Genomic DNA, 24,128 nt, shown 5'->3' on the forward strand with positions numbered 1-24,128 from the left:
GTTTCGCAAGAAAGCTACCGCGCGTGGAAAAAAGCCGTTCCAACGCACTTTCTGAGTGCTCCCACGCGAGCGCGATGTTGCTGGAACAAGACTGTTCAGGATGACCCGGATATTTTTACCGTGATCTTCCAATGCCTGCCGGAACGACCTGATGCTCTGCGTTCATTTTCGATGTCGCCGCCATACCGACGGCGATACACCGACGACTTTGCGAAAAACACGGGAAAAATGGGCTTGATCTGAAAACCCTGTCGTCATTGCAATCTGCGTCAAGGGCATGTCTGTTTCGACAAGCAATGTCTTTACGCGCTCCAATCTGGCCTGCATCTGCCATTGATGTGGCGGCAGGCCGGTGGACGCCTTGAACGCATGACTGAAATGCGATTGCGACAGGTGCGTCAGTTGGGCCAGCTCCTCCAGACGGATGGCACGCAAGCAATATTCGCGAATATAATCGGTCGAGGCTCTTAACTGCCATGCCGCCAACTTGCTGCGCTTTTTCTGTGTCTGATGCCGAACTTTGAGAAAATCCGTAAGAAGCGCCAGAACAAGGCTTTCGCCATAGAGATTGTGCAACGGGTCGGGATTATCGCACTCGGCGGCAATCAGGCTCGCCAACGACAGCAGACGCTCATCATGAAACATCAGACGCGGATTGAGCAACGCATCGCCGTCGAGATCCTGCATTAGTCGTTTGCTCAGGGCTGCAGCGTCAAAATGAAGGTCGAGATGGCGAACGAACTGCACACCAGACAATTGCGCCCAGATATCGACATCCGCTGGTACAAAGGAAATGCGCTCGACATCCGTCAGCATTTTCGTTTGACGCTGACGTTCATCGATCAGAAAACGGCTATCTTCGTTTCCACGCATATCCAGCATAAAGACGAAGCGCGGATCTTTACCGACATAGTGTCCGCCGGCGTTTGGCGCGCATGCGACATCCCACAGATCGGCGACGACACCATTCCAAGCGCGCGACCGCGGCCCTCCGATAACGGAAAAGCCACTGATCTCATTGTCCATGCGGGGTCGAAAGGCCATCCCAAATATCCGGAAGCGAGGCGCAACAGCACCAAAAACATGAAACTAATGATCATGTTTATACCAAAGCCTCAGGAGCCGCAATGACCTCTCAAACACAGGAAGTGCACCGTTTTAACCTATGCTACCACTTCTTGGACAGCTTGAAGGTGATGGTTCTCTGGTCACCATACCCGCAAACACTCACGCCCTGGCAACCTTTGACATAGTCCTTGTCGAACAGGTTGGCGACGTTGATCGAGGCGGTCCAATCGTTCTTCTCATATCGGATGGCTGCATCGACCACCGCTGCGGATGGGACCTTGAACTCGTTTAGCTGATCCGCGAAGGACCGGCCCTGATACCGCACGCCCGCGCCTGCGCTCAGGCCCTCAAGACCTTCATTGGTAAAGGCGTAGTCCAGCCACAGAGACGCCGTTTGATTGGGCACGACCCAAGGTGACTTGCCGATGAAGTTCGGATTTGCATCCCGCGTCACTTCGATATCGGTGTAGGAATAGGAGGCCAGCATTTTCCAATTCTCATTGAGATTGGCCTTCGCTTCCAGTTCAACGCCTTGAGATTCCACTTCTCCATATTGTCCGCTGATCGGGCCCAGCACCAGGTCGGTATAGGATACGACGGCTTTCTGCTTCACGAGTTTGAAGACGGACGCGGTCAATGACCCGTCGAAGAAAGCGGGCTCATATTTAATGCCACCTTCGAACTGATAACCTTCCTCCGGCTCGGCAGTCCGTCCATCTGCGAGCCTCGCAATCAAAGGATTGAAGAAGGTCGCGGCAGACACATACGGCGTCAGCCCGTTCGCAAACTCATACGCAAGTCCAGCACGGCCACTCAGCGACTGATCGTGCGAACGCCTGGACGGGTTCGTAGCAATTGCGCTTTTAAGATCGGTGTCAACATAATCGTACCGTCCATTGAGGGTGGCCAGCCACCCGTTTCCAAACCGGATTTGGTCTTGAACATAAAGACCGATTTGCTGTTGCGTCACCAGTTCGTCAGTCTGAAGGATGTTCTCAGACTGGGGCAGACCATAGACAGGATTGTTTGCGCTGATCGGCGACGTCGGTGTTCGGAAGTCGGGGAATTTCTGAGCGTTGCTCAGACGATAGAATTTGTAATCCAGGCCAGCCAGAATTTGATGATCAGCGGGACCTGTGTCGAACTCACCGGTCAACCGATTGTCGACGTTGAAGGAGTCTAGCTTCGAGGTGCCCTCAAAACCGATGCGATACAGATTATAATCAGGCGCTAACGGAGCACCAAACCCCTCATATCCGAACGGGTAAGGACCGACTTCGTGCTTATACAGATGGCCGTAGCGCGCGTTCTGACGAAACTCTATGCCGTTTTCCAGCTCGTGCTTGAACTCGTATCCCAACATTGTCTGGTAGACGCGACCGTTGTCGATATCGGGCTCACCGAAAAAGGCATCACGGTCTATCTTGCCGTATGGCGCATCGACAACCGTACCGACGTAGGGCAGGAACCCATTACCAACATGCACTTGGTCCAGCGCAGAGAGGTAACCGTAAACTGTCGCGCTGGTCTGGGCGTCCGGCTCGAAGGTGATTTGCGGCATCACGAAACCGCGCAGGTCCTCCGAGTAATCGGAGTAATTATCGCCGCCGGAGACTTTACCCGTGACGCGATACGTCCAGATACCGTCTTCATCGACCTTATCGCCGAGATCAAAGCCGAGAAACGCGTTGCCGAAATTATTGATGCCAATTTCGGTTTCGCGAATAGGTTCGTCCTGTGGTCGCTTGCTAACCAATTGAACGATGCCCCCGGGGTTTGCGCCACCATACAGCACAGATGCTGGACCCTTGAGCACTTCGACGCGCTCCAACCCGTAGGCGTCGATCTGGAAACCGCCAAAGCCGTACGCGAAGAGATTGAGACCATCGAGAAAGACACCTGTTTGCGTGGCGTCAAAACCGCGAATATAAAACCAGTCCGTATCGGCATCCACACCAAAGGGTTCGGTGTTGACGCCCGGCGTATAGCGAAGAACCTCGTCGATCTTGGTGACGGCACCACGGTCGTCCATTTCCTGCCGTCCGACGACCGAAACAGACTGGGGTATATCTTTCACCGGCGTGTCGGTTTTGGATCCTGTGCCCGTCTTTTTGGCGACATAACCATCCACAGGCCCTGTCGCGCTATCGCCTCCCTGTCCCTGGACGACAATCGGCTCGAGCACGGTGCCATTCGTGGCGTTCTGCGCACGAGCGTCGAGCGGGATGATCGCTGCAAACAGCGCTGTTCCCATCAACAGACGGGAGACGATGGCGTGGTTCATTTTTTTCAAGTTATGCCCCAAATACCCAGGCAGCACGGTCCGGTCCCCAGACGAGCCACCACCCTTAAACTAAGATGAGCATCTACATCAAGTTTAAGCTCTCATGCTTGTCCGAAACGGGTAGCGCTTGAAGCTTCTTGGCCTTGTCCCGGGTTTTGTTAGGGCCTGTTGCGAACAAACAACGTGGTGGTTGCCGACGCGAAAGCTGCACAGCCTGTGTCAGGCATCAGATACCCACAGGTTTCCCAATATGCTGTTCCATGGGCAATAGCGCCGCATTGACGCGTCGGTCCATCTCGATGGCCAGATTTTTCTGTTGCAGGAGCGCTTTTGATGGACCGTCATCTGCCTTGCGCGCCGAGGTGATCTGCAGGATATCGCGCGCATTGCGCTCGGCGTCGCGACACACCCAGCTGACGCAAGGTTTCGTGACGGGTCATGAGGCCTGCCTCGGCCAGGATGAATGACACGCTTCCTGTTGACCGTGTGTGGGGAGGAGGGGACGCTAGATGTGAGCTTTCATTAGGTTGTCTATTCGGAGCCATGCCGGAATAGTGAGGTGTGGTAACTCCAGTCTCCTAGATCCGCTCCGAATGGACAACCTAATGAAAGCTCACACCTAAACGGCCTCGCAGATCGCAAACCGCAACAGTTATCGGGTGGACAGCAGCAGCGCGTCGCCCTTGCCCGGGCCATGGTATTCGATCCCAAGCTCATCTTGATGGACGAACCGCTCGGGGCTCTGGACAAGCAACCGCGCGAGCATATGCAGATCGAGATCAAGCAGATCCAGAAGCGGCTCGGCATCACGATGGTCTACGTCACCCACGACCAGTCGGAGGCGCTGACAATGTCCGACCGGATCGCCATCTTTCACGAGGGCCGCATCCAGCAGATTTCCGACCCGGTGACGCTCTATGAGGCACCGGAAAACCGCTTCGTTGCCAATTTCATTGGCGATAACAATATGCTCACCTGCTCGGTTCTGGAGGTCGAACCGGCCGGTTACCTGCTGAAAATGCCCGACGGCTCCCTGCTTAGGGCAGCAGGCAAGGGTGCCGGCGTGGGAGACGCCGTGACCGTTTCCATGCGGCCCGAGCGACCGGATAGGTCTGGAGAGACACAGACGCCGGGTGAAAACCTGATCAAGGGAACGGTCCGGTCAGGCCTTTTCCATGGGATGAAGGTCGGGAACGTTTGTTGCAAAAGAACGAATTTTTTTGTGCTGCTCACTTGCATCAATGCAATCATTTGGGATATATAAAAATACATACAACTTAAAGTAATTTTTGAAACAAGCTATATTCAGGTTTTCTTATGATTTTGTCTTCCATCGAACATTGGCGAGTGCAAATGCTGATCTCGCGCAAGATTTTTGCGTTGTGCCGTGCTGGTTTGTGTGTGTGAGCTGCGTTTTTGGCCCGCGTAATGGCAACCAAATCCTACCGGGTGCGATGGGCGTGACGCTTTGGTGGTCTTCAGGTTCACCGCATGGGCATCGAACCGCATGAGCATAGAGCTGAGGCGATGGTGTTTCTCTCACAGCTGATCCCCGAATAGACCTCGGATCTCAATGATTTTATATAATTTCTATTACCAAACAAGCACTTATTATCCGTAAGATTTGCAATGGCAGATGTCTTTGACGAAGGCAATGCGATTTCCCTCATCCGGCAACCCTGAGGTAACGGCGCGAGAAAAAGCGTTCGCAACCAACGGTGCAAATGGCCCACGCCATCGCGTCAATGCCGGTCGGTGTGATCACGCCAGCTTTGATGATCGTCAGGATATCACCGCATCTCGGCCAAGAGGAACGGCCCCATGTATGCACGCGCATTGCCTCAGATACAAGGAGATTGAAGTTGAAAATATCCGTGATCGTGCCGACCCATAACAAGGCGGAATATCTCGATCTGACTTTGTCGTCATTCCTCGCCCAAACGAGAGCGCCTGACGAGATTATCGTGGTAGACGACGGATCGAGCGATGGTACTGGCGACGTCATTCGGCACTATGAGAAGAAACTTCCAATCCATGCCTGTGTTCAAAAATGCGAAGGTCGCGCTAGGGCCCGCAACGCCGGACTGAAAAAAGCCACCGGCGACATCATCATATTCTGTGATGATGATCGCATCGCGGCACCTGACTTCATTGCCCAGCATGTCGACGCTTTACAACATGATCCACTCGCGGTGTGTGTCGGCTGGAAAAAGCGCGCCTTGACGATTTGGCGCAATTTTCTGCCCATGACCCCCAACGATTTCGAAACCATAAGGACCTCTACCGGCTTCGCGTTGCCTTACATGCTGGGCGATAAATGGGAGCCGCTCGTCAGCGCTGACACCGTTGTTCATGATTTTGAGGCCTTCAGGAAGCGATACGTAATTGGTGACGAAATAGACAACCAACCGGGCGCGCAAACAGCATCCGCTCAATTGATGCCTTGGATGTGGGGAACGACCGCCAACCTGTCATTCAGACGGAACCAGGGCGAGCCCGTATTTTTCGATGAGGCGTACAAGGGATGGGGCGTGGAGGACGTCGACTTCTGCTTGGGACTCGTGAACCAAGGTTATCACATCAAGTTCACCAACGACGCGCTGAACTACCATCAGATCCATCGCCTGGGCGATGTGGGATTGCGGGACGCCAAGGCCGACCGCATGCGTCAGGCAAACATCAATCTCAATCACTTCTGCGAAAAGCACAGGACATTGGAGGCACACCTTTTTCGCCGCGTTCAACAGGGGATGGATGCCAACGATGCCGCGGAAATTCTCAATCATGCGCTTCAGGACAAACAGGGTATTGTTGCAGAGGAATTGAGGATTCTGTACGCGCAGCAGACGTTCTCAAGCGGAAAGTCAAATGAGCTCCGGGCTGTATCGGGTAATTATCTCGTCTCCCTGGATACGGTGCAGGACTATATCTGGCAGGACGAGGAAAATCAGCTCCGCCCGGTTCCTGCGACCCAGCAGACCGACGGCCGCTTGCGACCGGCAACGCCCCGCGCGACGGCGCGGATGCAAGACTTGCCAATCACGCACAAGTGGTGGACACCCATGTTGTGGCAGGCGGACGATGAGCGATTCTGCGAGTACATGTATGCTGCTCCCCTATCGTTTCAGGCGGTTCCAGACGGGATGAAGGTGGGCTATCCGCGTGAAACACAGGTTAGTCCCGACAATCGAACATTTGAACTGCCGTTCCGGCATGATCTTACCATTCGCTCCAAGGACAAACTGTCCGACTGGCACTTCGGTGTCGAGGGTTATTCGGACCGCACCGTAGACGTTTCATGGTCGGGACGTGACGGCGAACTCCACATGCGCGCCATTCAGGGGTGCCCCTCCGTACACTTTTGGGTTCAAGGACGTTCTGATCTGGAAATCGCCTTCGAAGACGACGCCAGTTTTGAGGCCATGCCCGATCGCAACAGCGTTATCGCGTCGGTTGATGGTGCGCGGTATCTGATCTGCTACAGCAACTGTCATTTACAGGTGTTGGACACCAAACTGATGGCTGTAGAGGATGTCTCGGACGGACTGGCGATTGCCGTCCACCTCCTTCCAGACGATGGCGACGCGGCGCTGGAACAGTTCATCGCCCAGGGAACAAGAAAGCCGGTCGGGGGAGCCTTTCGCTGGACGGTCGATCATGACCAAAATCGCGTTGATATGCACTTTACAATGCACAATGAGCACTGCTTGTTGGCCGACAATCTGATGCAAACCCTTATGCCGCACCAGTGGCGCCGCACGAGCGATCTCGTCTCGCTTGGTCGCTATCGTTCACCGCGTGGAGCGATGACTCTCGTCAATGCCAGCGAATTTTCGGTTACCATGCAAAAGCGGGGGGTTCCTTCCCTATCTGCCTGAAGACGCCGATGTTTCTGACATGCTCCAGCCGACAATCGATCAGTCTTTTGCAAGCCTGGACGAAGCGGCACTGTGGCAGCGCCCTCTGGAGGGTGCATCTGTCGATGATGGATATTGGGCAGGTAAGGCGCTCGTGCGATTGGCGGATATGGCCAACACCGCGCGACAGTTTGGCCATAACGACGTGATGCAAAGATGCCTCGATTTAATCAAGACCAAAACCGAGGCGTACCTGGCAGAGGGTGACGACATCGGATTCTATTACGACCCAGAATGGGCGACGTTGCTCTTTGTACCATGCCAAGTGCACGGTGTCGCCGAACAGATGAACGACCACGTCTATTATTATGGATATTTTCTCCGTGCCGCTGTTGCCGTCGGTCTTGTTGACCGTGAGTGGATCAATCGACCCGATATCAAGAATGGCTTGCTGGAAATCGCCGCCGACGTCGCCAATTTCGATCGCGAGAGCGAAAGGTTTCCGTTTCTCCGCTGCTTTGATTCCTATGCAGGTCATTCATGGGGCAACGGAAATGGAGCCTATTCACAAGGTCTCAATGCCGAACCTTCAAGCGAATCCATCAATTTCGCAGCTGCGCTTGCGCTGCTTGGAGGGCTGATCGAAGAACCAGCTGTCCGTGATCTGGGGATCATGCTCTACACCGCGGAATGCGAAGCGACTCTCGACTATTGGTTCAATCGCTGGGAAGACAGCTTTCCCGATAACTTCCGCCAGCCTTTTGTGGGCATGTTATGGGGGAGCGGTGGAAGTTGCAGATCCTGGTTTGATGTACGCCCAACTGAAGCATTGGGAGTCAATCTTCTGCCGATCCAGGCAAGCTCGACCTACCTTTCCGGCAATCCAAACCTGCAGGCTGTTCTGGACAGTATTTATGAAGACTGGCAGCGGGCCGGTCCACGATGGGGCGGCTTGATCGCTATGGCGCAGGCGCTTACCGACCCCGCAAGGGCCGCAAAACTGGTGGAACCCTTGCCCGACAAGGCGCTGACCGAATGGTCGCTGCATCCGACAACCGTTCGGTTATGGATCGAAACATTTGCTGCCATTGGCCGCCCGGTAGAGGACGTCAGCTGCAACGCACCATTCTATGCGGTCTTCGAACAAGAGGGAGCGCGCAGCTACCACGTGTTCAATCTTGGCGAGGAGCCATTCGAGGCCCGCTTTTCGGACGGATTTCACCTGACGGCAGCTCCCCGTACTGTCGTGACAGAGTGGCAACCAAAGCTTGCCCTGAGCGCATAGAAATGGACGAGAGGCGAGCATCACGTGCGCCAGCGTCACCTCAATCAATTCATGAATATGGCGGAACCGCCACAACCCAAGTCTAAGGAAACAGTGAATGACAGCCGAACGCGATCGTATAACATCTATGATACATTCGGAAGATCCGTTTCAAGGTTACACGCCGCAGTATGATGAGGACCTGCAGGGGTGGAATAGCGATAGTCTCGCCTTTGACAGGGCATTCGAGCGCAGCGCGCCGAAGACGATCATTGATGTTGGCGTCTGGAAGGGCGGATCAACTCTGGCCTTGGCCAGACGTCTCAGAGAACAGGCGGTAGACGGCGTCGTCATCGCGGTAGATACGTTCCTGGGGAGTTCGGAACACTGGATTCCGCACCAATTCGGTGACTTTAGAAAAGATCTGCGCATCCGACACGGCTCTCCGCAGCTTTACTGGCAGTTCTTGAGCAATGTTGCCCACGCCGGCATGCAAGACTATATCCTGCCGCTTCAACAAACCTCATCAAACGCGGCAGAAATTATGTCAGAACTGTCGATAACTGTGGATCTGATACACATCGATGGTGGTCATGACGAAAAATCGGTAACGGATGATCTGGAGAGATACTGGCCTATACTGAGACCTCACGGCACCATGGTGATCGATGATTATTGTGACGAATGGCCCAGCGTCGTCGCAGCCGTCGACAAATTCGCAACGTCGCGTCAATGTCCAGTCGAAACTATAAATCCAAAATCGATCATCATCAAAACCAAATGAATTCATATATTTTATAGTATTGTAAATATTGTTCGATGCATAATGCAGTCTTCCTATTGTCGTAGATGCCACGCGTGCAACTGCCACGCAAGAAGTCGAAGGCCTTGTGGTGCGCATCGAACACCATTCCTGGCTTTCGCGCATATAGGCTCGTGCGAACATCATGCGGCTGTGGCAGAGCCGGACATGTGCCGCATTCACCTGAGAGTTCCAGCTTTGAAAAGGCATCGTGTGCAACGGAAAGCCTTTGTGCTAAAGTCTTGCCCAACTCGCGCGCTTACATTTATGATCAATGCGGTCGCACGCTCGCATACATGCCGGTGCTGCGAAATTCGCTGGGATTGATGCTATAGAGTCGTCGAAAGACTTTCGAAAAGTAATTCGGGTCATCGAAACCGCACCGCACGGACACCTCCTTGATAGGCAAGTTCGGCGCTGTTGTCAGAAGCTTTGCTGCGCGGCGCAATCGTCTCTGCAGAACGAATTCGGCAGGTGGCAAGCCCTCATTGGCGGCGAAGATGCGGGAAAAATGCGCGCGGCTGAGGCCCGCAACGGCGGCGAGGTCGTTGACCGACAGGCTCTGGTCCAGATGGCTGTCAATGTAACTCAAAACTTGCTGCATGGTGCGGTATTCTCCGCCGAAAGAGGGATGCGAGCCGAACACATCATCGTACAGCACCATTGCCGCCTCATAGGCAACAGCGGAGGCAGCGCCCGGGGTTTCAGCACCGTTGACGAGCCGTGAGCAGCAATGGGCAAGCTGATTGATGGTATCCGGCTTGAGCCTTATGACAGGCCCGGTCACAGACAGAATGGCCTGTTGAATGCGCAGCGCCTCTTCTCCATTCATGGATATCCAGAAGAATTCCCAACGGCCGTTTTCCTCCAGCCAGTAGCGATGATTATGCGGAACGAGCAGCAGCAGGGTTTCGCCCGGCCCTATGCGATGGGTTTTGTTCTCGTATCGCAGGTTTCCCTGGCCGCTGATGCAGTACTGCAGCACCGTAAATGGCGTCTGTCCACGCTTTCGTCCATCCCAGTCGTACCCGCTACCATGTCGAATTTCGTAACCGCTGCTGGTGGGCATTGTGTGCAACGTTTGCCTGCCACGCGGTAGCGACACGGTCCGCATGGATGGCCCCTGATCGATCAAATCCTGCAGCACAAAATTACCCATAAAAGCATAATCCTTCTCTGGCCCTTGCGGGTATTATCATCATAATCCCGCTTCGAGGAGACGTTCAAGGGGAGGATATGGGAGGAGAAACCATATTTTTCGGCTATTGTCTGATTTTAAAGCCTTTGCCCCGTGAACCAGTTGCCTGCCTGTCTTTCGCATTCATTTCGCAAACGAAGGTGCCAACATGAGTTTCAAAATCGCTATCATTGGCGCAGGAAGTGTCGGCTTCACAAAAAAACTGTTCACCGACCTTTTGTGCGTACCGGAATTTCGCGATATGGAAGTCGCGCTGACGGATCTCAGTGAGCATAATCTCGAGATGATCAAAGCGATCCTCGATCGTATCGTTGAAGCCAACCACTTTCCCGTCAGGATCACTGCCACCACAGACCGCCGCATTGCGCTGGAGGGCGCGAAATATATCATCAGTTGCGTTCGGGTCGGTGGGCTTGAAGCCTATGCCGACGATATCCGCATTCCGCTGAAATACGGCATCGACCAATGCGTTGGCGATACGATTTGCGCAGGCGGTATCTTGTACGGGCAGCGTAACATTCCCGTCATTCTGGATTTCTGCAAGGATATCCGTGAAGTCGCAGCGCCGGGTGCCAAGTTCCTGAACTATGCCAACCCCATGGCCATGAACACATGGGCGGCCATCGAATACGGCAAGGTCGACACGGTGGGACTTTGCCACGGTGTTCAGCATGGCGCGGAACAGATTGCCGAAGTGCTGGGTGCCAAGTCTGTTTCGGAACTGGATTACATCTGCTCCGGAATCAACCACCAGACGTGGTTCGTGGATCTGAAGTTGAATGGCCGCAAGATTGGTAAGGATGAACTGATCGCAGCGTTCGAAGCGCATCCGGTTTTTTCGCAACAGGAAAAGCTGCGCATCGATGTGCTGAAACGCTTTGGCGTTTATTCGACGGAAAGCAACGGGCATCTGTCAGAATATCTACCATGGTATCGCAAGCGGCCAGATGAAATCACTCGCTGGATCGACATGTCCGACTGGATCCACGGCGAAACCGGCGGTTACCTGCGCTATTCCACGGAAACCCGAAACTGGTTCGAAACGGAGTTTCCGCAGTTTCTGGAGTCTGCGTCAAAGCCCGTCGATCCGGCCAAGCGGTCTAACGAACATGCGAGCCACATCCTGGAAGCACTGGAAACAGGCCGTGTGTATCGAGGCCACTTTAATGTCAGGAATAACGGCGTCATCACCAACCTGCCGCAGGATGCCATCATCGAATCGCCCGGTTTCGTGGATCGTTTCGGCATCAATATGGTTTCGGGCATCACGATACCGGAAGCTTGTGCCGCAACCTGCATGGCATCCATAAATGTCCAGCGCATGTCTGTGCATGCGGCAGTGACCGGCGACATCGATCTTCTGAAGCTTGCCGTTCTGCACGATCCGCTGGTGGGTGCTGTATCGACACCGGAAGAGGTCTGGCAGATGGTGGATGAAATGGTTGTCGCGCAGGCCCGCTGGTTGCCGCAATACGCACATGCCGTTCCAGCTGCGACGGATCGTCTGTCCAGATCCACCGTAAAGACACGCGATTGGGCAGGTGCTGCGCGTCGCAATGTCAGATCGATTGAAGAATTGCGGGCCGAAAAAGCGACATTGAAACAGGCGGTCTAACTGACTGACGGTCGCATCGGCGCGAGGAGGCGTCGGTGCAGTCGGTTTCCGAGAACCATCAAGGAGGGGCGTGTTGGTCGCGCCATTGGGAGGATATGACGATGCAACATAAACGCAAGATTTTCTTGAGTGCATGCCTTGGTTTCGGCGTTTCGCTGATCGCGATGAATGCCCATGCCTTCCAGACATCCGCGCCACCTGAACCAGCCAAATTTCCTGCGGAAGGCAAGATAAAATATGTGGAGCGCGATTCCATTCTGGAGTTCAAGGCGCTGCCGAATTACAGCGAGCCCGACTGGGTTTCGGAAAAGTTTGAAAAGACTGGCAAACTGCCGCCACTCAAGGAGCGTCTGCCGGAAGAGCCGCTGGTCTATAAGACCGGGAATATGCCGGACGGTGTCGGCGTTTATGGCGATACCATCCGTCACGTCATCGGTGGACGGCCAGAGGGCTGGAACTATATGGCTGGCCAGACGCAGGGTTGGGGTGGCATTGATATCGCACTGTCCGAATGCCTCACACGCACGGCGCCGCTATTTCAGGTGGAAGCCAAGGATACGGAGCCATTGCCCAACCTCGCCAAAAGCTGGGACTGGTCGCAGGATGGCCACAAGCTGACGATGCACCTCGTCAAAGGTGCGAAATGGTCGGATGGCGTTCCGTTCACTGCCGAAGACATCATGTTTTACTGGGAAGACGGGGTTGTCGATCCGAACGTCTCACCGCTTGGCGGTGGTGCTTCACCAGAAGCATTCGGAGAGGGAACCACGCTTGCCAAGATCGATGATTACACCGTTGAATGGACGTTCAAAAGCGCATTTCCCAAGCAATATCTCTACACGATGGCCTATCCGAACTTCTGCCCGGGACCAGCGCATATCCTGAAGCCTCAGCATCCTAAATACTCCAAGAACACCTACAACCAATTCAAGAACGCCTTCCCGCCGGAATATATGAATATGCCGGTTATGGGCGCGTGGGCGCCGGTTGAATACCGTCCCGATGACCTTATCGTCCTGCGCCGCAACCCCTATTACTGGAAGGTCGATGAGAAGGGACAGCAATTGCCTTATCTCAACGAGGTTCATTACAAGCTTTCGACGTGGGCTGACCGCGATGTACAGGCTGTGGCCGGATCAGGCGATTTCTCCAATCTGGAGCAGCCGGAAAACTTCGTGGCTTCGCTCAAACGTGCCGCCGACGAAAAGGCACCGGCCCGCCTTGCATTCGGTCCACGTTTGATCGGTTACAATCTTCAAATGAATTTCTCTGGCAATGGCTGGGGCGCGCCCGATGAGCGTGAGCAGGCCATCCGCGAGTTGAACCGCAATCAGGACTTCCGCGAGGCCGTGACATCTGCCATCGATCGCAAGGCGGTCGGCGACTCGCTGGTCAAGGGCCCGTTTACGGCGATCTATCCCGGCGGTATTTCTTCCGGCACGAGTTTTTATGACCGCAACTCGACGGTCTATTATCCCTATGATCTGGAAGGAGCAAAAGCGTCTCTTGCTAAGGTGGGCCTGAAGGACACGGACGGTGATGGCTTTGTGAACTTCCCGGCGGGCACCGCAGGCGGCAAGAACGTCGAGATCGTTCTGCTTGTGAATAATACCTACACGACAGACAAGAGCCTTGCGGAAGGTCTGGTTGGCCAGATGGCGAAGCTGGGTCTGCGGGTGGTGTTGAACTCCCTCGACGGCAACCAGCGCGACGACGCACATTATGGTGGACGGTTCGACTGGCTTGTGCGCCGGAACACCACAGAGCTTGCCTCCGTGGTGCAGAACACCGAGCAGCTTGCACCTGTCGGCCCGCGCACCAGCTGGAACCACCGCGCGCCTGAAGGCAAGCAGGTGGACCTGATGCCGTTCGAAAAAGAGATGGTCGATCTCGTCAACCGCTTTATCGCATCACAGGATAATGCGGAGCGGGCCGAACTGATGAAACAGTATCAGAAGGTCTACACGCAAAACCTCTACACGATTGGTCTGACAGAATATCCCGGTGCACTGATCGTCAACAAGCGCTTCGCCAACGTGCCGCAGGGAACGCCGATCTTCATGTTCAACTGGGCGGAAGATGCGATCATGCGTGAGCGCCTTTGGGTCGCCGCCGACCGTCAGGGCAAATACGAGCTCTTCCCGCAGCAGCTGCCCGGCAAGCCGGGTGATGCCGGACCGATCAACTAGCTCCCTCCCGGAGACACCATGACCGGTCGCGCGTGAAGCGCGGCCGGACCGGGGGATAAAGGCGGCACCGGTCACAAGCCGGGCCGCAATGCAGGGAGACATTTCGTCATGCTCAGGTTCTTTTTCGTACGCCTCGGCTCCGCAGTGCCGGTTATGCTGATCCTCAGCGTCGTAACCTTTGCCATCATTCAGGCGCCACCGGGTGATTATGCGGATTATATTCGCTCACAGCTTATGAATCAGGGCGGCGCTTCTTTCGAGCAGGCGCAAGCGCAGGCACAGGCGTACCGCATCGAACACGGTCTGGATAAGCCGATGGTCGTGCAATATGTCAACTGGGTCAGTGGTATCGTGACCCGCGGCGATTTTGGCTACAGCTTCTATTATAACAAGCCGGTTGCGGACGTGGTCGGAGAGCGCCTGCCGCGCACCCTGCTTCTGGCGCTGGTCTGCCACCTGTTTGCGTCCATTCTCGGCATTACCTTCGGCATATGGGCCGCGACACGGCAATATTCCTGGGTCGATAATCTTCTCTCGACCATCGCATTTCTGGGCATGACGATACCGCGCTTCCTGATGGCGCTGATCATGGTCTACCTGATGGTGTTTCACTTCAATGTCGCCGAAATCGGCAGCTTCTTTTCTCCGCAATATGGCGGTGCGCCATGGTCCTGGGCGAAATTTGTCGATCTCGTCAGCCATGTCTGGCCGGTGGTCGCCATCGCCACCTTTGGCGGGCTGGCTTACAATATGCGCGTCATGCGCGGCAATCTGCTGGATACGCTGAATGCGCAATATGTCGAAACCGCCCGTGCCAAGGGGCTTTCGGAGGGCGCTGTCATCATGCGCCACGCCGTGCCGAATGCGCTGCATCCTTTGGTCATGTATCAGGGCGTCGTTCTGCCCTACATGCTGACCGGCGAAATCGAAACGGCCATCATATTCGCGCTTCCGACCGTTGGTCCCGCCATTGTCGGATCAATGGCCGTAGGCGATGTCTACGTGACCGCCACCTTCATGATGGTTCTCGCCGGAACGCTGATTATCGGCAACATTATCGCAGACATATTGCTGGCCATGCTCGATCCGCGTGTGCGCGAATTAGGGAGGGCGTGAGATGGTTGCTGTTCATTCGTCAGCGCAACAGGAACCGGCAGTGATGGTGGCCGAGCAGCGCGCCAATGAAGGCTACATGGCGCTGGTCTGGCGTCGTCTGCGGCGCTCTTTTACCGGCATGGTCGGTCTTGTTCTGGTCGTCCTCCTCATCGTCATCGCCCTTTTCGCCGACTTTTTTGCACCCATGGACCCTACGGAAACCGGCGCGAGTTTCACACCGCCGCAGACGATAAGTTTTCGGGAAAAAGATGGCGGTTTGAGCGTTTGGCCGCGCGTTTACGGCATGGCGGAAACCGAGGAACTTGACCCGATAACATTCCAGCCCATCGTCGGGCCGAACTACGATAATCCCCACTATCTCGGCTTTTTCGTCGAGGGCGCGCCCTACAGGCTTTTCGGCCTGATCCCCATGGATACGCATTTTTTTGGATCCTTGGATGGTGAGGCGGTACATTTTCTGGGAACCGACAAGTTCGGTCGCGATGTGTTGTCGCGTGCCATTCACGGGTCGCGTATTTCCTTGTCCATCGCGCTGAGCGTGGTCTTCATCGTGACGGTGATCGGCACCAGCGTTGGCTTGATTTCTGGTTACTTTGGGGGCGCTGTCGATGCGTGGGTACAGCGGTTCGTGGAAATCGTTCTCGCTTTTCCGCAACTGCCGCTTTATCTGGCGCTGACATCGCTTATTCCGGTAACGGCACCCACCAACGTGTTTCTCACCTTCGTTGTGGTCGTCATGTCGGCTCTGGGCTGGGCGCAGATGTCGCGTGAAGTGCGTGGCAAAACGCTGGCGCTGGCGCGTATCGACTATGTGCGGGCCGCCATGGCGATTGGTGCGACCGACAGGCGCATCATTTTCCAGCACATCCTGCCCAATGTGATGAGCCATGTGATCGTTGCCGTCACGCTGCACATTCCAAGTGTCGTGCTTTTGGAATCCTTCCTCGGCTTTCTGGGCTTCGCCGTCAAACCTCCGCTGATCTCGTGGGGGCTGATGTTGCAGGATACGGCCACCTACTCTGTCATCGGTTCCTATCCGTGGATTCTGGCTCCGGTCGGTTTTGTTCTGGTCACTGTTTTTGCCTTCAACGCGCTGGGCGATGGCCTGCGCGATGCTGTCGATCCCTACTGAGAGGAGAGTGAAATGGTTGCTTCCTCACCGGCATCTTTTGCCCCTGATTTCCGCTTCGACCACGCATCACGTCAGGATGCGCCGATCATTGATGCGCGCAATATCGCTGTGAACTTCAAGGTGGAACATGGCACCGTCAATGCGGTGAAAGGCGTGTCGTTCCAGCTTTATCGCGGCGAGACCATTGCGATTGTCGGTGAATCCGGTTCCGGCAAATCCGTAACGGCGCGAACCATTATGGGGCTATTGTCCAAACGCGCCATCGTGTCGAAAACGGCCTCGGTATCCTATGAAGGAAAGAACATCCTGCAATTGCCGGAGCGCGCCCGCCGGGCAATGCGTGGCAACCGCCTGGCGATGATCTTTCAGGAGCCGATGAGTTCACTGAACCCGATCTACACAATCGGTAGCCAGATTGTTGAGGCCATTCGCGTTCACAACCGGATGAGCCGCAAGCAGGCCGAGGCGCGCGCGCTGGAACTGCTGCAGCAAGTCCATATTCCTGACCCGGAAGCGCGGCTGAAACAATATCCGCACCAGCTCTCCGGCGGGCAGCGCCAGCGCGTGATGATTGCAATGGCTCTATCGAATGACCCCGACGTACTGATTGCCGACGAGCCGACAACCGCCCTTGATGTGACTGTTCAGGCGCAAATCCTCAACCTCATCAGGGAGTTGCAACAGGCCCGAGGCATGGCCGTGGTTCTCATCACGCATGATCTGACCATCGTGCGGAAGTTTTCCGATTATGTTTATGTCATGCAGCATGGCGAGGTGCGCGAGCACAACGCGACCGAAGAAATCTTTGCAAATCCGCGCCATCCCTACACCAAAACGCTTCTTGATTCCGAACCGCAAGGGCAGGCCAAGCCTCTACCTTCTGGTTCAACGACTTTGCTGGAAGCCAGCGATGTGCGGGTGTCTTTCATGTTGCGCCATGGCGGTCTGTTCAAGCCGCAACTCAAGGAACTGATCGCGGTCGATAGTCTGGGACTGACGCTTCGCAGACATGAAACGCTCGGCCTCGTTGGTGAATCGGGGTCTGGAAAGACAACGTTTGGACAATCTTTGCTGCGCCTGAATGAACCGGAAGGCGGCCGCATTCTGTTCGATAACGAGCCGATCCACGACAAGTCTCGCGCGCAAATGCGCCCTTTGCGGTCGCGGATGCAGGTGGTGTTTCAAGACCCTTTCTCATCGCTCAACCCCCGCATGACCATCGGCCAGATCATAGAGGAAGGGCTTGTGGTCAATGGGCTCGGCGCAAGCAGGTCGGAGCGGCTGGAGCGGGTGTGCGATGCGCTGGCGGCCTCAGGCATGCCCACCAATATTCTCTCGCGGTTTCCGCATGAATTCTCCGGAGGCCAGCGCCAGCGCATCGCGATTGCCCGTGCCGTCGCGTTGGAGCCGGAATTCATTCTGCTGGATGAGCCGACGTCTGCACTCGACCTTTCGGTACAGTCCCAGATCATCGCGCTTTTGCGCAAGCTGCAGGATGAGAGGGGGCTGAGCTACCTGTTTATCTCTCATGACCTGAAGGTGGTGCGCGCGCTCTGCCACCGCGTCATCGTCATGCAGAGCGGTCGCATTGTGGAGGAGGGCGGCGTGGAAGACGTGCTTGCCAATCCACAGACTGCCTACACCCAACGGCTTGTGAAAGCCGCATTTGAAATCGCCTGACCTGCTATCGGAGACAAACATGGCAAGAAATCCAAGGATCACCTTCATCGGCGCCGGATCGACGGTGTTCATGAAAAACATCATAGGCGACGTGCTGCAACGTCCCGCCCTCTCCGGCGCGACGATTGCGCTGATGGACATCAATCCGCAGCGGCTTGAGGAAAGCGCAATCGTCGTCAACAAGCTGATTTCCACGCTGGGTGTAAAAGCGACCGTCGAAACCCATGCGGATCAGCGCCGGGCCCTGACGGGTGCCGATTTTGTCGTGGTCGCCTTCCAGATTGGCGGTTATGAGCCCTGCACTGTCACGGACTTCGAAGTGCCCAAAAAATACGGGCTGCGCCAGACGATTGCCGATACTCTGGGTGTCGGCGGCATCATGCGCGGGCTGCGCACCGTGCCGCATCTGTGGAAAATCTGCGACGATATTCTCGACGTCTGCCCGAATGCGATCATGCTGCAATACGTCAACCCAATGGCCATCAACACGTGGGCGATTGCCGAGAAATACCCGACGATCCGGCAGGTGGGGCTTTGCCACTCTGTGCAGGGCACGGCCATGGAGCTGGCTGAAGATCTCGATATTCCCTACGAGGAAATCCGCTATCGTTCCGCCGGTATCAACCACATGGCGTTCTTTCTGGAATTCGAACATCGTCAACCGGATGGCAGCTATCGCAATCTCTACCCTGATCTTTTGCGGGCATACCGGGAGGGCCGTGCGCCCAAACCCGGCTGGAACCCGCGCTGCACGAACAAGGTCCGTTATGAAATGCTGACCCGTCTCGGCTATTTCGTCACGGAAAGCTCAGAGCATTTTGCGGAATACACGCCCTATTTCATCAAGGAGGGTCGCGAAGACCTTATCGAGAAATTCGGTATTCCGCTGGATGAATATCCCAAGCGCTGCATCGAACAGATCGAGCGCTGGAAGGGGCAGGCGGCGGCCTATCGTTCCGCAGAAAAGATCGAGGTTCAGCAGTCCAAGGAGTATGCATCCTCCATCATCAACTCCGTCTGGACGGGTGAGCCTTCGGTTATTTATGGCAACCTGCGCAACAATGGCTGCATCACGTCACTGCCGGCCAATTGTGCCGCAGAGGTGCCGTGCCTTGTCGATCACAATGGCGTTCAGCCAACCTTTATCGGGGATCTACCGCCCCAGCTTACTGCGCTGATGCGCACGAACATCAATGTTCAGGAGTTGACGGTGGCTGCGCTGATGACGGAAAACAGGGATCACATTTTCCATGCAGCGATGCTGGACCCCCACACGGCGGCAGAACTCGACCTTGACCAGATTTGGTCACTTGTTAACGACTTGCTTGTTGCCCATCGGGACTGGTTGCCAGAGTGGAGCCAGTTTGAGCCGAAGCAAGCGAAATCAATGTCTTATTGATGTTTTTGGAAGGCGACGCATTCAAGGCCGTGATTGGTATTTGTTGTGACCTGTTCAAAAATATTGTCGCGCAGAGCCGTTTACGCGACTTTTAACGACACGACTTTGGGGTGTCTCATGTCGTTGACGTTTGCATTTGTCCGACAATCGATGGATTTGATGCACGCTCTGGACAGTGGGATTGGAGCTTGAAGATACGTTGGAGGTTCTCACGATGCGGCGAAGCGGACGTAAGGCGCACCTTCAATTGCTTGATGAGGTTAGAGCGTTTCCATTTAACAAGGAAACGCTCTGATCAAGACGGTTGGTATAAGGCCTGGGATGTGCTGTTCACCAGATAGACGTTTTCCACAATTGATCAGTTGCACCCGTCCTCGGCTGAGACAATCAAAGCTGTACGCCGCGGGTTAGCGCACCGTCGACCACCAGGTTGGTTCCATAGATGAAACTTGCGGCGGGGCTTGCGAGAAAGACGACTGCGTTTGCAATCTCCTGCGGAGTTGCCATACGGCCGGTTGGATTCAAGGCAAGCGATGCCGAAAACAGCTCTGGATTGTTTTTCTCGATGCTCTCCCAAACGCCACCGGGGAAATAGGTATTGCCCGGAGACACGGTATTGGCGCGGATATTTTTGGGTGCAAGCGCATATGCCAGACCCTGGGTATAATGTGTCAACGCCGCCTTGAATGCGCCATACGGACCGGCGGCAAAATCGATCTCCCTAGCGGACACCGACGCGATCGCAACAATCGATGCACACTTGCTTTTTTCCAGATGCGGCATTGCCGCATTGACGAGCCGGACCGTCCCCATCATATCGACGTCAAACCCCTGTTGCCAACTCGCCTCGTCATTTCCGACCGCGAGTGCGCTGACATTAGCAACAACGATGTCGATGCCCCCGAATTCGGTCGCGGCCTCGTCCACCCAGGCGGAGAGGGCGGCACCATTCGCGACATCGACAGCTCTACCCAAAGTAGAGATGCCGGGATTGGCCAAGGCTGCGGCAACCGACGTTGCCTCCTGTGCATTCCGGCTACAAATCGCGACACTTACGCCCTCTGCCGAAAGCGTTTCGGCAATCTTCAAGCCGATGCCGCGCGTCCCGCCTGTCACCACAGCCCGCAGGCCCTTCAAACCCAGATCCATTGTCATCTCCACGTCGAGGTCGCCGTCGTAGCGCCTGTACGCGCATAGGATCCAACCCGGCGGGACAGGGCGTCAAGGGAAAATAGCGCATCGAAAAAAGTTGAAATCAGTGACTTGACAATTGGGAAACAAAAGGTCAGCTTAATTTCGAGGCTGCGAGCAAAGATGCTCAAATAAGCGCCATTATTGTCAGTTTTTCATTCGGGCAACGTCGCCGCCAGTAGCTTTTGCTATCAGGTTTCAACTTTTGGCTGCCTCGACATGATCAACGCATTTCCAGTTGGAATATTGTTCTCTGTGACCGGCTCTTACGGAACCGTTGCCAGATCTATGCGAAACGGCGCCATGCTCGCCTGCGACCAGATCAACAGCAATAGCGAATTTGGCGTCACACTCCTGCCAATAGCTTGCGATCCAGGCGGCGATGCTCTGGCCTATGCGCCAGCCGCCGAGGCGATGATCGCCAACGGGGTCAAGAACGTGGTGGGTTGCTACACGTCATCCAGCCGTAAGGAAGTCATTCCCGTCTTTGAAAAACGCGACGCGCTTTTGTGGTACCCCACCCACTATGAGGGCTTTGAAAGTTCTGCCAACGTCATCTATACCGGCGCATCACCCAATCATCACATGCTGCCACTGGTGGATTATGTCACGCGTCATGTCGGGCGCCGGATTTTCTGCGTCGGCTCCAACTATATCTGGGCGTGGGAAAGCAATCGCGTCCTGCGCGAGGAGCTTGCCCTGCGGCAAGGGTCCGTTGTCGGCGAACGTTATCTGGCCGTTGGCGAAACAGATGTCGATTTCCTCGTCCAATCCATATTGGACGCCGATCCGGACGTGGTCTTCAACTCTCTCATTGGTGAATCCGCCTATACGTTCTTCCGCGCCTTTCGGGCCGCGTGTGAAGCACGGGGCATCGATCAGGCAAAACGCTATCCTGTCGCAAGCTGCAACCTGTCGGAGCCGGAACTTGACCGGATCGGCCCAGGCGCTATCGATGGACACTTGAGCTCCAGCGTCTATTTCGCCTCGATCGACACGGTTAGAAATCGCCAGTTTGTCAGTGATTACTGTGCCGCATTCCCGGAAGAGAAGGCGCCGTCAGCCGAAGCGGAGGCCGCTTACGTGGCGATGTTCCTGCTTGCCCAGTCCCTGCGCGATGCCGGCACCGACAATATGCGTGCCGTCAAGACCTGTGCTGCCCGCCAGCATTTGAATGCCCCGCAGGGCGACGTGACGATCGATCCCGGTACGTTCCATACATATCTAACACCCAGGATCGGGCTGTCGCGCCGCGATGGTCATTTCGATGTTCTGTTCGATGCGGCTAGCCCCATAGCGCCGGACCCGTATCTGATTCATTCCACCGCTATCCGTGAAGCGCCGTCCCGTCGTCCAGCGTTAAGGATCGTGTCATGAGGTCAAACCGTTACGTTCAGAATTTTCGGCAACGTCGGGCGCTCGTCCTCAGCAACGACATGCGTGCCGTCGATACCATTACTGCCATGGTGACACGGCTTGGCATGTCTCTGGAACAGCTTTCGCCGGGCAATGACGAATTCCGTCTTGTCCTTGAAACAGCCGAGACGCAGCGTGACGTACTTTTCTTTGATGGCGACCTGAACCTTTTCCCTGATACGACCCATGGCGGCGCTGAGGAGCTCAGAAACATTCCTGTGGTCGGTCTGGTCGGTATCGAAGCGCCAAGCCGACTTCGCACATTGATGCAGCTCGGCGCCACCGCGTTTCTTTCAAAGCCCGTTCATAGCGGTTCGATCTTTTCCGCTCTTTATCTCGCGATCAACACGTTCGAGCAGAAGGCGGGCCTGCGGTCATCGATCCAGGAGCTCGAAAACCGTCGCCGCTATCGCCGCCACGTCATCAAGGCGGTGACACTGGTCATGAAATCCCATTCCCTCGACGATGAGGGAGCGTTCGCCATGCTGCGCAGGGAAAGCATGCGCGCACGTCTCAGCCTGGAAGCCTACTGTGAAAGCGTCGTTCAACGAAGCACGATGAAAACCACTGACGAGACGGAACCTGACAAGAAGCAGGCCGTCGCCGAGTAGCCAACCCACCTCCATGGAGAACAGAATGATGAAGACGCTTAACGGCGCCGTGACGGCGCTTGGCCTGATTTTGCTTTGCTCCAGCATGGCACGTGCCCAGGAGCCGATCAAACTCGGCGTACTCGAAGACCAGTCCGGCGACTTTGCTGCCGCCACAATCGGAAAAGTCCACGGCATCCAGCTGGCGGCCGAAGAGATCAATGCCGCTGGCGGCATCGCCGGTCGGCCTTTGGAACTGGTCATCTATGACACCCAGTCTGACAACACCCGCTATCAGGAATTCATGCGCCGCGTGCTACAGCGCGACAAGGTGGATGCCGTCTTCGCTGGCTTTTCCTCAGCGTCCCGCGAGGCGTACCGTCCTATTGTCAACCAGTTCGACGGCTTTGCCTTCTATAACAATCAGTACGAAGGCGGTGTCTGCGACGCCAATATGGTCGTCACCGGAGCCGTGCCGGAACAGCAGTTCTCGACCCTGCTCCCTTATATGATGGAGACCTACGGGAAGAAGGTCTACACCATCGCTGCGGACTATAATTTCGGACAGATATCTGCCGAATGGGTCCGCAACATCGTCAAGGAAAACGGCGGCGAAATGGTTGGTGAAGAGTTCGTTCCGCTTGGCGTCTCGCAGTTCTCGCAGACGATCCAGAACATCCAGGCTGCCAAGCCTGACTTCATCGTCACCCTTCTGGTCGGTACCGCGCAGGCATCCTATTACGAGCAGGCCGCGGCGGCGAATGTGAACAAGCCGATGGCATCGTCCGTCAATGTCGGCCAGGGCTACGAGCACAAGCGCTTCAAGCCACCGAGCCTTGCCAACATGTATGCGACCGTCAACTGGATCGAGGAAGTCGACAATCCCCAGTCGAAAGCCTTTGTCGAGAGATGGCACAAGAAGTTCCCGAACGAACCCTACATCAATCAGGAAGCGGAGAACTCGTATCTGGCCGTCTACCTGTACAAGCAGATGGTCGAACGTGCCAGCGGATCCACCAAGAAGGACGACTTGCGCAAGGTTATCGCTCAGGGCGATGTCTGCTACGACGCGCCTGAGGGCAAGGTCTGCCTTGATCCAAAGAGCCAGCATATGTCGCACACGATCTATCTGGCAAAGGTCAACGATGATCACTCCATCAGCTTCCCGAAGGTCTGGAACGACATTAAGCCGTACTGGCTGGGGAGCGCGGGCTGTGACCTGACGAAGAATGATCCGAGCGCACAATATACGCCATCCAGCCCGCCACCTGCGGCCAACTGATACCGGCCCGGCCGGGCACGATGTCCCCGGCCACCCTTCCTAAAA

The 24,128-nt window shown here is 55.5% G+C and carries 17 protein-coding genes and 2 pseudogenes; 13 read left to right on the forward strand and 6 right to left on the reverse strand.

Annotated elements, in window-relative coordinates; genetic code table 11:
- Positions 1-162 precede the first annotated feature (162 nt).
- From GGQ73_RS00515 to GGQ73_RS00525, 3 genes are all read right to left on the reverse strand, one after another.
- Positions 163-1,044, reverse strand: coding sequence for a helix-turn-helix transcriptional regulator (locus GGQ73_RS00515; protein WP_183893108.1), 882 nt, complete (start codon positions 1,042-1,044; stop codon positions 163-165).
- Positions 1,045-1,168: 124 nt separating this feature from the next.
- Positions 1,169-3,352 carry a TonB-dependent siderophore receptor gene (locus GGQ73_RS00520; protein ID WP_183893751.1) on the reverse strand — a complete coding sequence of 728 codons (2,184 nt, stop codon included), beginning with the start codon at positions 3,350-3,352 and terminating at the stop codon, positions 1,169-1,171.
- 226 nt (positions 3,353-3,578) lie between these two features.
- Positions 3,579-3,761 carry a hypothetical protein gene (locus GGQ73_RS00525; RefSeq protein ID WP_183893110.1) on the reverse strand — a complete coding sequence of 61 codons (183 nt, stop codon included), beginning with the start codon at positions 3,759-3,761 and terminating at the stop codon, positions 3,579-3,581.
- Between the two features lie 228 nt (positions 3,762-3,989).
- Between GGQ73_RS00525 and GGQ73_RS22855 the strand changes: the two are divergent.
- The 4 genes and pseudogenes from GGQ73_RS22855 to GGQ73_RS00545 form a co-directional block, all read left to right on the forward strand.
- Positions 3,990-4,454, forward strand: a pseudogene (locus GGQ73_RS22855) (ABC transporter ATP-binding protein); the annotation flags it as partial.
- Between the two features lie 760 nt (positions 4,455-5,214).
- Positions 5,215-7,230 carry a glycosyltransferase family 2 protein gene (locus GGQ73_RS00535; protein WP_183893112.1) on the forward strand — a complete coding sequence of 672 codons (2,016 nt, stop codon included), beginning with the start codon at positions 5,215-5,217 and terminating at the stop codon, positions 7,228-7,230.
- 19 nt (positions 7,231-7,249) lie between these two features.
- A complete protein-coding gene (locus GGQ73_RS00540) occupies positions 7,250-8,494 on the forward strand; it encodes a glycosyl hydrolase (protein WP_183893114.1) in 1,245 nt (414 codons plus the stop codon).
- Positions 8,495-8,591: 97 nt separating this feature from the next.
- A complete protein-coding gene (locus GGQ73_RS00545; RefSeq protein ID WP_183893115.1) occupies positions 8,592-9,257 on the forward strand; it encodes a class I SAM-dependent methyltransferase in 666 nt (221 codons plus the stop codon).
- A gap of 40 nt (positions 9,258-9,297) precedes the next feature.
- Here GGQ73_RS00545 and GGQ73_RS00550 read toward each other — a convergent pair.
- Positions 9,298-9,458: pseudogene (locus GGQ73_RS00550) on the reverse strand (IS21 family transposase); the annotation flags it as partial.
- Between the two features lie 88 nt (positions 9,459-9,546).
- Entirely contained in the window at positions 9,547-10,434 is an 888-nt protein-coding gene (locus GGQ73_RS00555) for an AraC family transcriptional regulator (RefSeq protein ID WP_183893116.1), read from the reverse strand.
- A 187-nt stretch (positions 10,435-10,621) separates the two neighbouring features.
- Between GGQ73_RS00555 and melA (GGQ73_RS00560) the strand changes: the two genes are divergently transcribed.
- From melA (GGQ73_RS00560) to melA (GGQ73_RS00585), 6 genes are all read left to right on the forward strand, one after another.
- Positions 10,622-12,088, forward strand: coding sequence for an alpha-glucosidase/alpha-galactosidase (melA, locus tag GGQ73_RS00560; RefSeq protein ID WP_174155331.1), 1,467 nt, complete (start codon positions 10,622-10,624; stop codon positions 12,086-12,088).
- Between the two features lie 101 nt (positions 12,089-12,189).
- Positions 12,190-14,277 carry an ABC transporter substrate-binding protein gene (locus tag GGQ73_RS00565; protein ID WP_183893117.1) on the forward strand — a complete coding sequence of 696 codons (2,088 nt, stop codon included), beginning with the start codon at positions 12,190-12,192 and terminating at the stop codon, positions 14,275-14,277.
- A gap of 108 nt (positions 14,278-14,385) precedes the next feature.
- Positions 14,386-15,393 carry an ABC transporter permease gene (locus GGQ73_RS00570; protein ID WP_174155327.1) on the forward strand — a complete coding sequence of 336 codons (1,008 nt, stop codon included), beginning with the start codon at positions 14,386-14,388 and terminating at the stop codon, positions 15,391-15,393.
- A 43-nt stretch (positions 15,394-15,436) separates the two neighbouring features.
- Complete coding sequence (locus tag GGQ73_RS00575; RefSeq protein ID WP_234910853.1) at positions 15,437-16,525, forward strand: ABC transporter permease; 1,089 nt, start codon at positions 15,437-15,439, stop codon at positions 16,523-16,525.
- Positions 16,526-16,537: 12 nt separating this feature from the next.
- Positions 16,538-18,205: an ABC transporter ATP-binding protein gene (locus tag GGQ73_RS00580; RefSeq protein WP_183893119.1), complete on the forward strand. Its 1,668-nt coding sequence runs from the start codon at positions 16,538-16,540 to the stop codon at positions 18,203-18,205.
- Between the two features lie 19 nt (positions 18,206-18,224).
- Positions 18,225-19,604 (forward strand): alpha-glucosidase/alpha-galactosidase, encoded by a 1,380-nt coding sequence (gene melA, locus GGQ73_RS00585; RefSeq protein ID WP_183893121.1) that lies wholly within the window; start codon positions 18,225-18,227, stop codon positions 19,602-19,604.
- 387 nt (positions 19,605-19,991) lie between these two features.
- Here the strand turns inward: melA (GGQ73_RS00585) and GGQ73_RS00590 are convergent, their stop codons facing one another.
- Complete coding sequence (locus tag GGQ73_RS00590; RefSeq protein ID WP_183893123.1) at positions 19,992-20,753, reverse strand: SDR family NAD(P)-dependent oxidoreductase; 762 nt, start codon at positions 20,751-20,753, stop codon at positions 19,992-19,994.
- Between the two features lie 261 nt (positions 20,754-21,014).
- Here GGQ73_RS00590 and GGQ73_RS00595 point away from each other — a divergent pair, with 261 nt between their 5' ends.
- The 3 genes from GGQ73_RS00595 to GGQ73_RS00605 all read left to right on the forward strand — a co-directional run bounded on the left by GGQ73_RS00595 (position 21,015) and on the right by GGQ73_RS00605 (position 24,083).
- Complete coding sequence (locus GGQ73_RS00595) at positions 21,015-22,172, forward strand: transporter substrate-binding domain-containing protein (protein WP_183893125.1); 1,158 nt, start codon at positions 21,015-21,017, stop codon at positions 22,170-22,172.
- Positions 22,169-22,822: an ANTAR domain-containing response regulator gene (locus GGQ73_RS00600; RefSeq protein ID WP_183893127.1), complete on the forward strand. Its 654-nt coding sequence runs from the start codon at positions 22,169-22,171 to the stop codon at positions 22,820-22,822. Before GGQ73_RS00595 ends, GGQ73_RS00600 begins: the two co-directional genes overlap by 4 nt.
- A gap of 85 nt (positions 22,823-22,907) precedes the next feature.
- A complete protein-coding gene (locus GGQ73_RS00605) occupies positions 22,908-24,083 on the forward strand; it encodes an urea ABC transporter substrate-binding protein (RefSeq protein ID WP_234910854.1) in 1,176 nt (391 codons plus the stop codon).
- Positions 24,084-24,128 lie beyond the last annotated feature (45 nt).

This window comes from Rhizobium skierniewicense, assembly GCF_014196515.1.
Classification (GTDB): domain Bacteria; phylum Pseudomonadota; class Alphaproteobacteria; order Rhizobiales; family Rhizobiaceae; genus Agrobacterium; species Agrobacterium skierniewicense.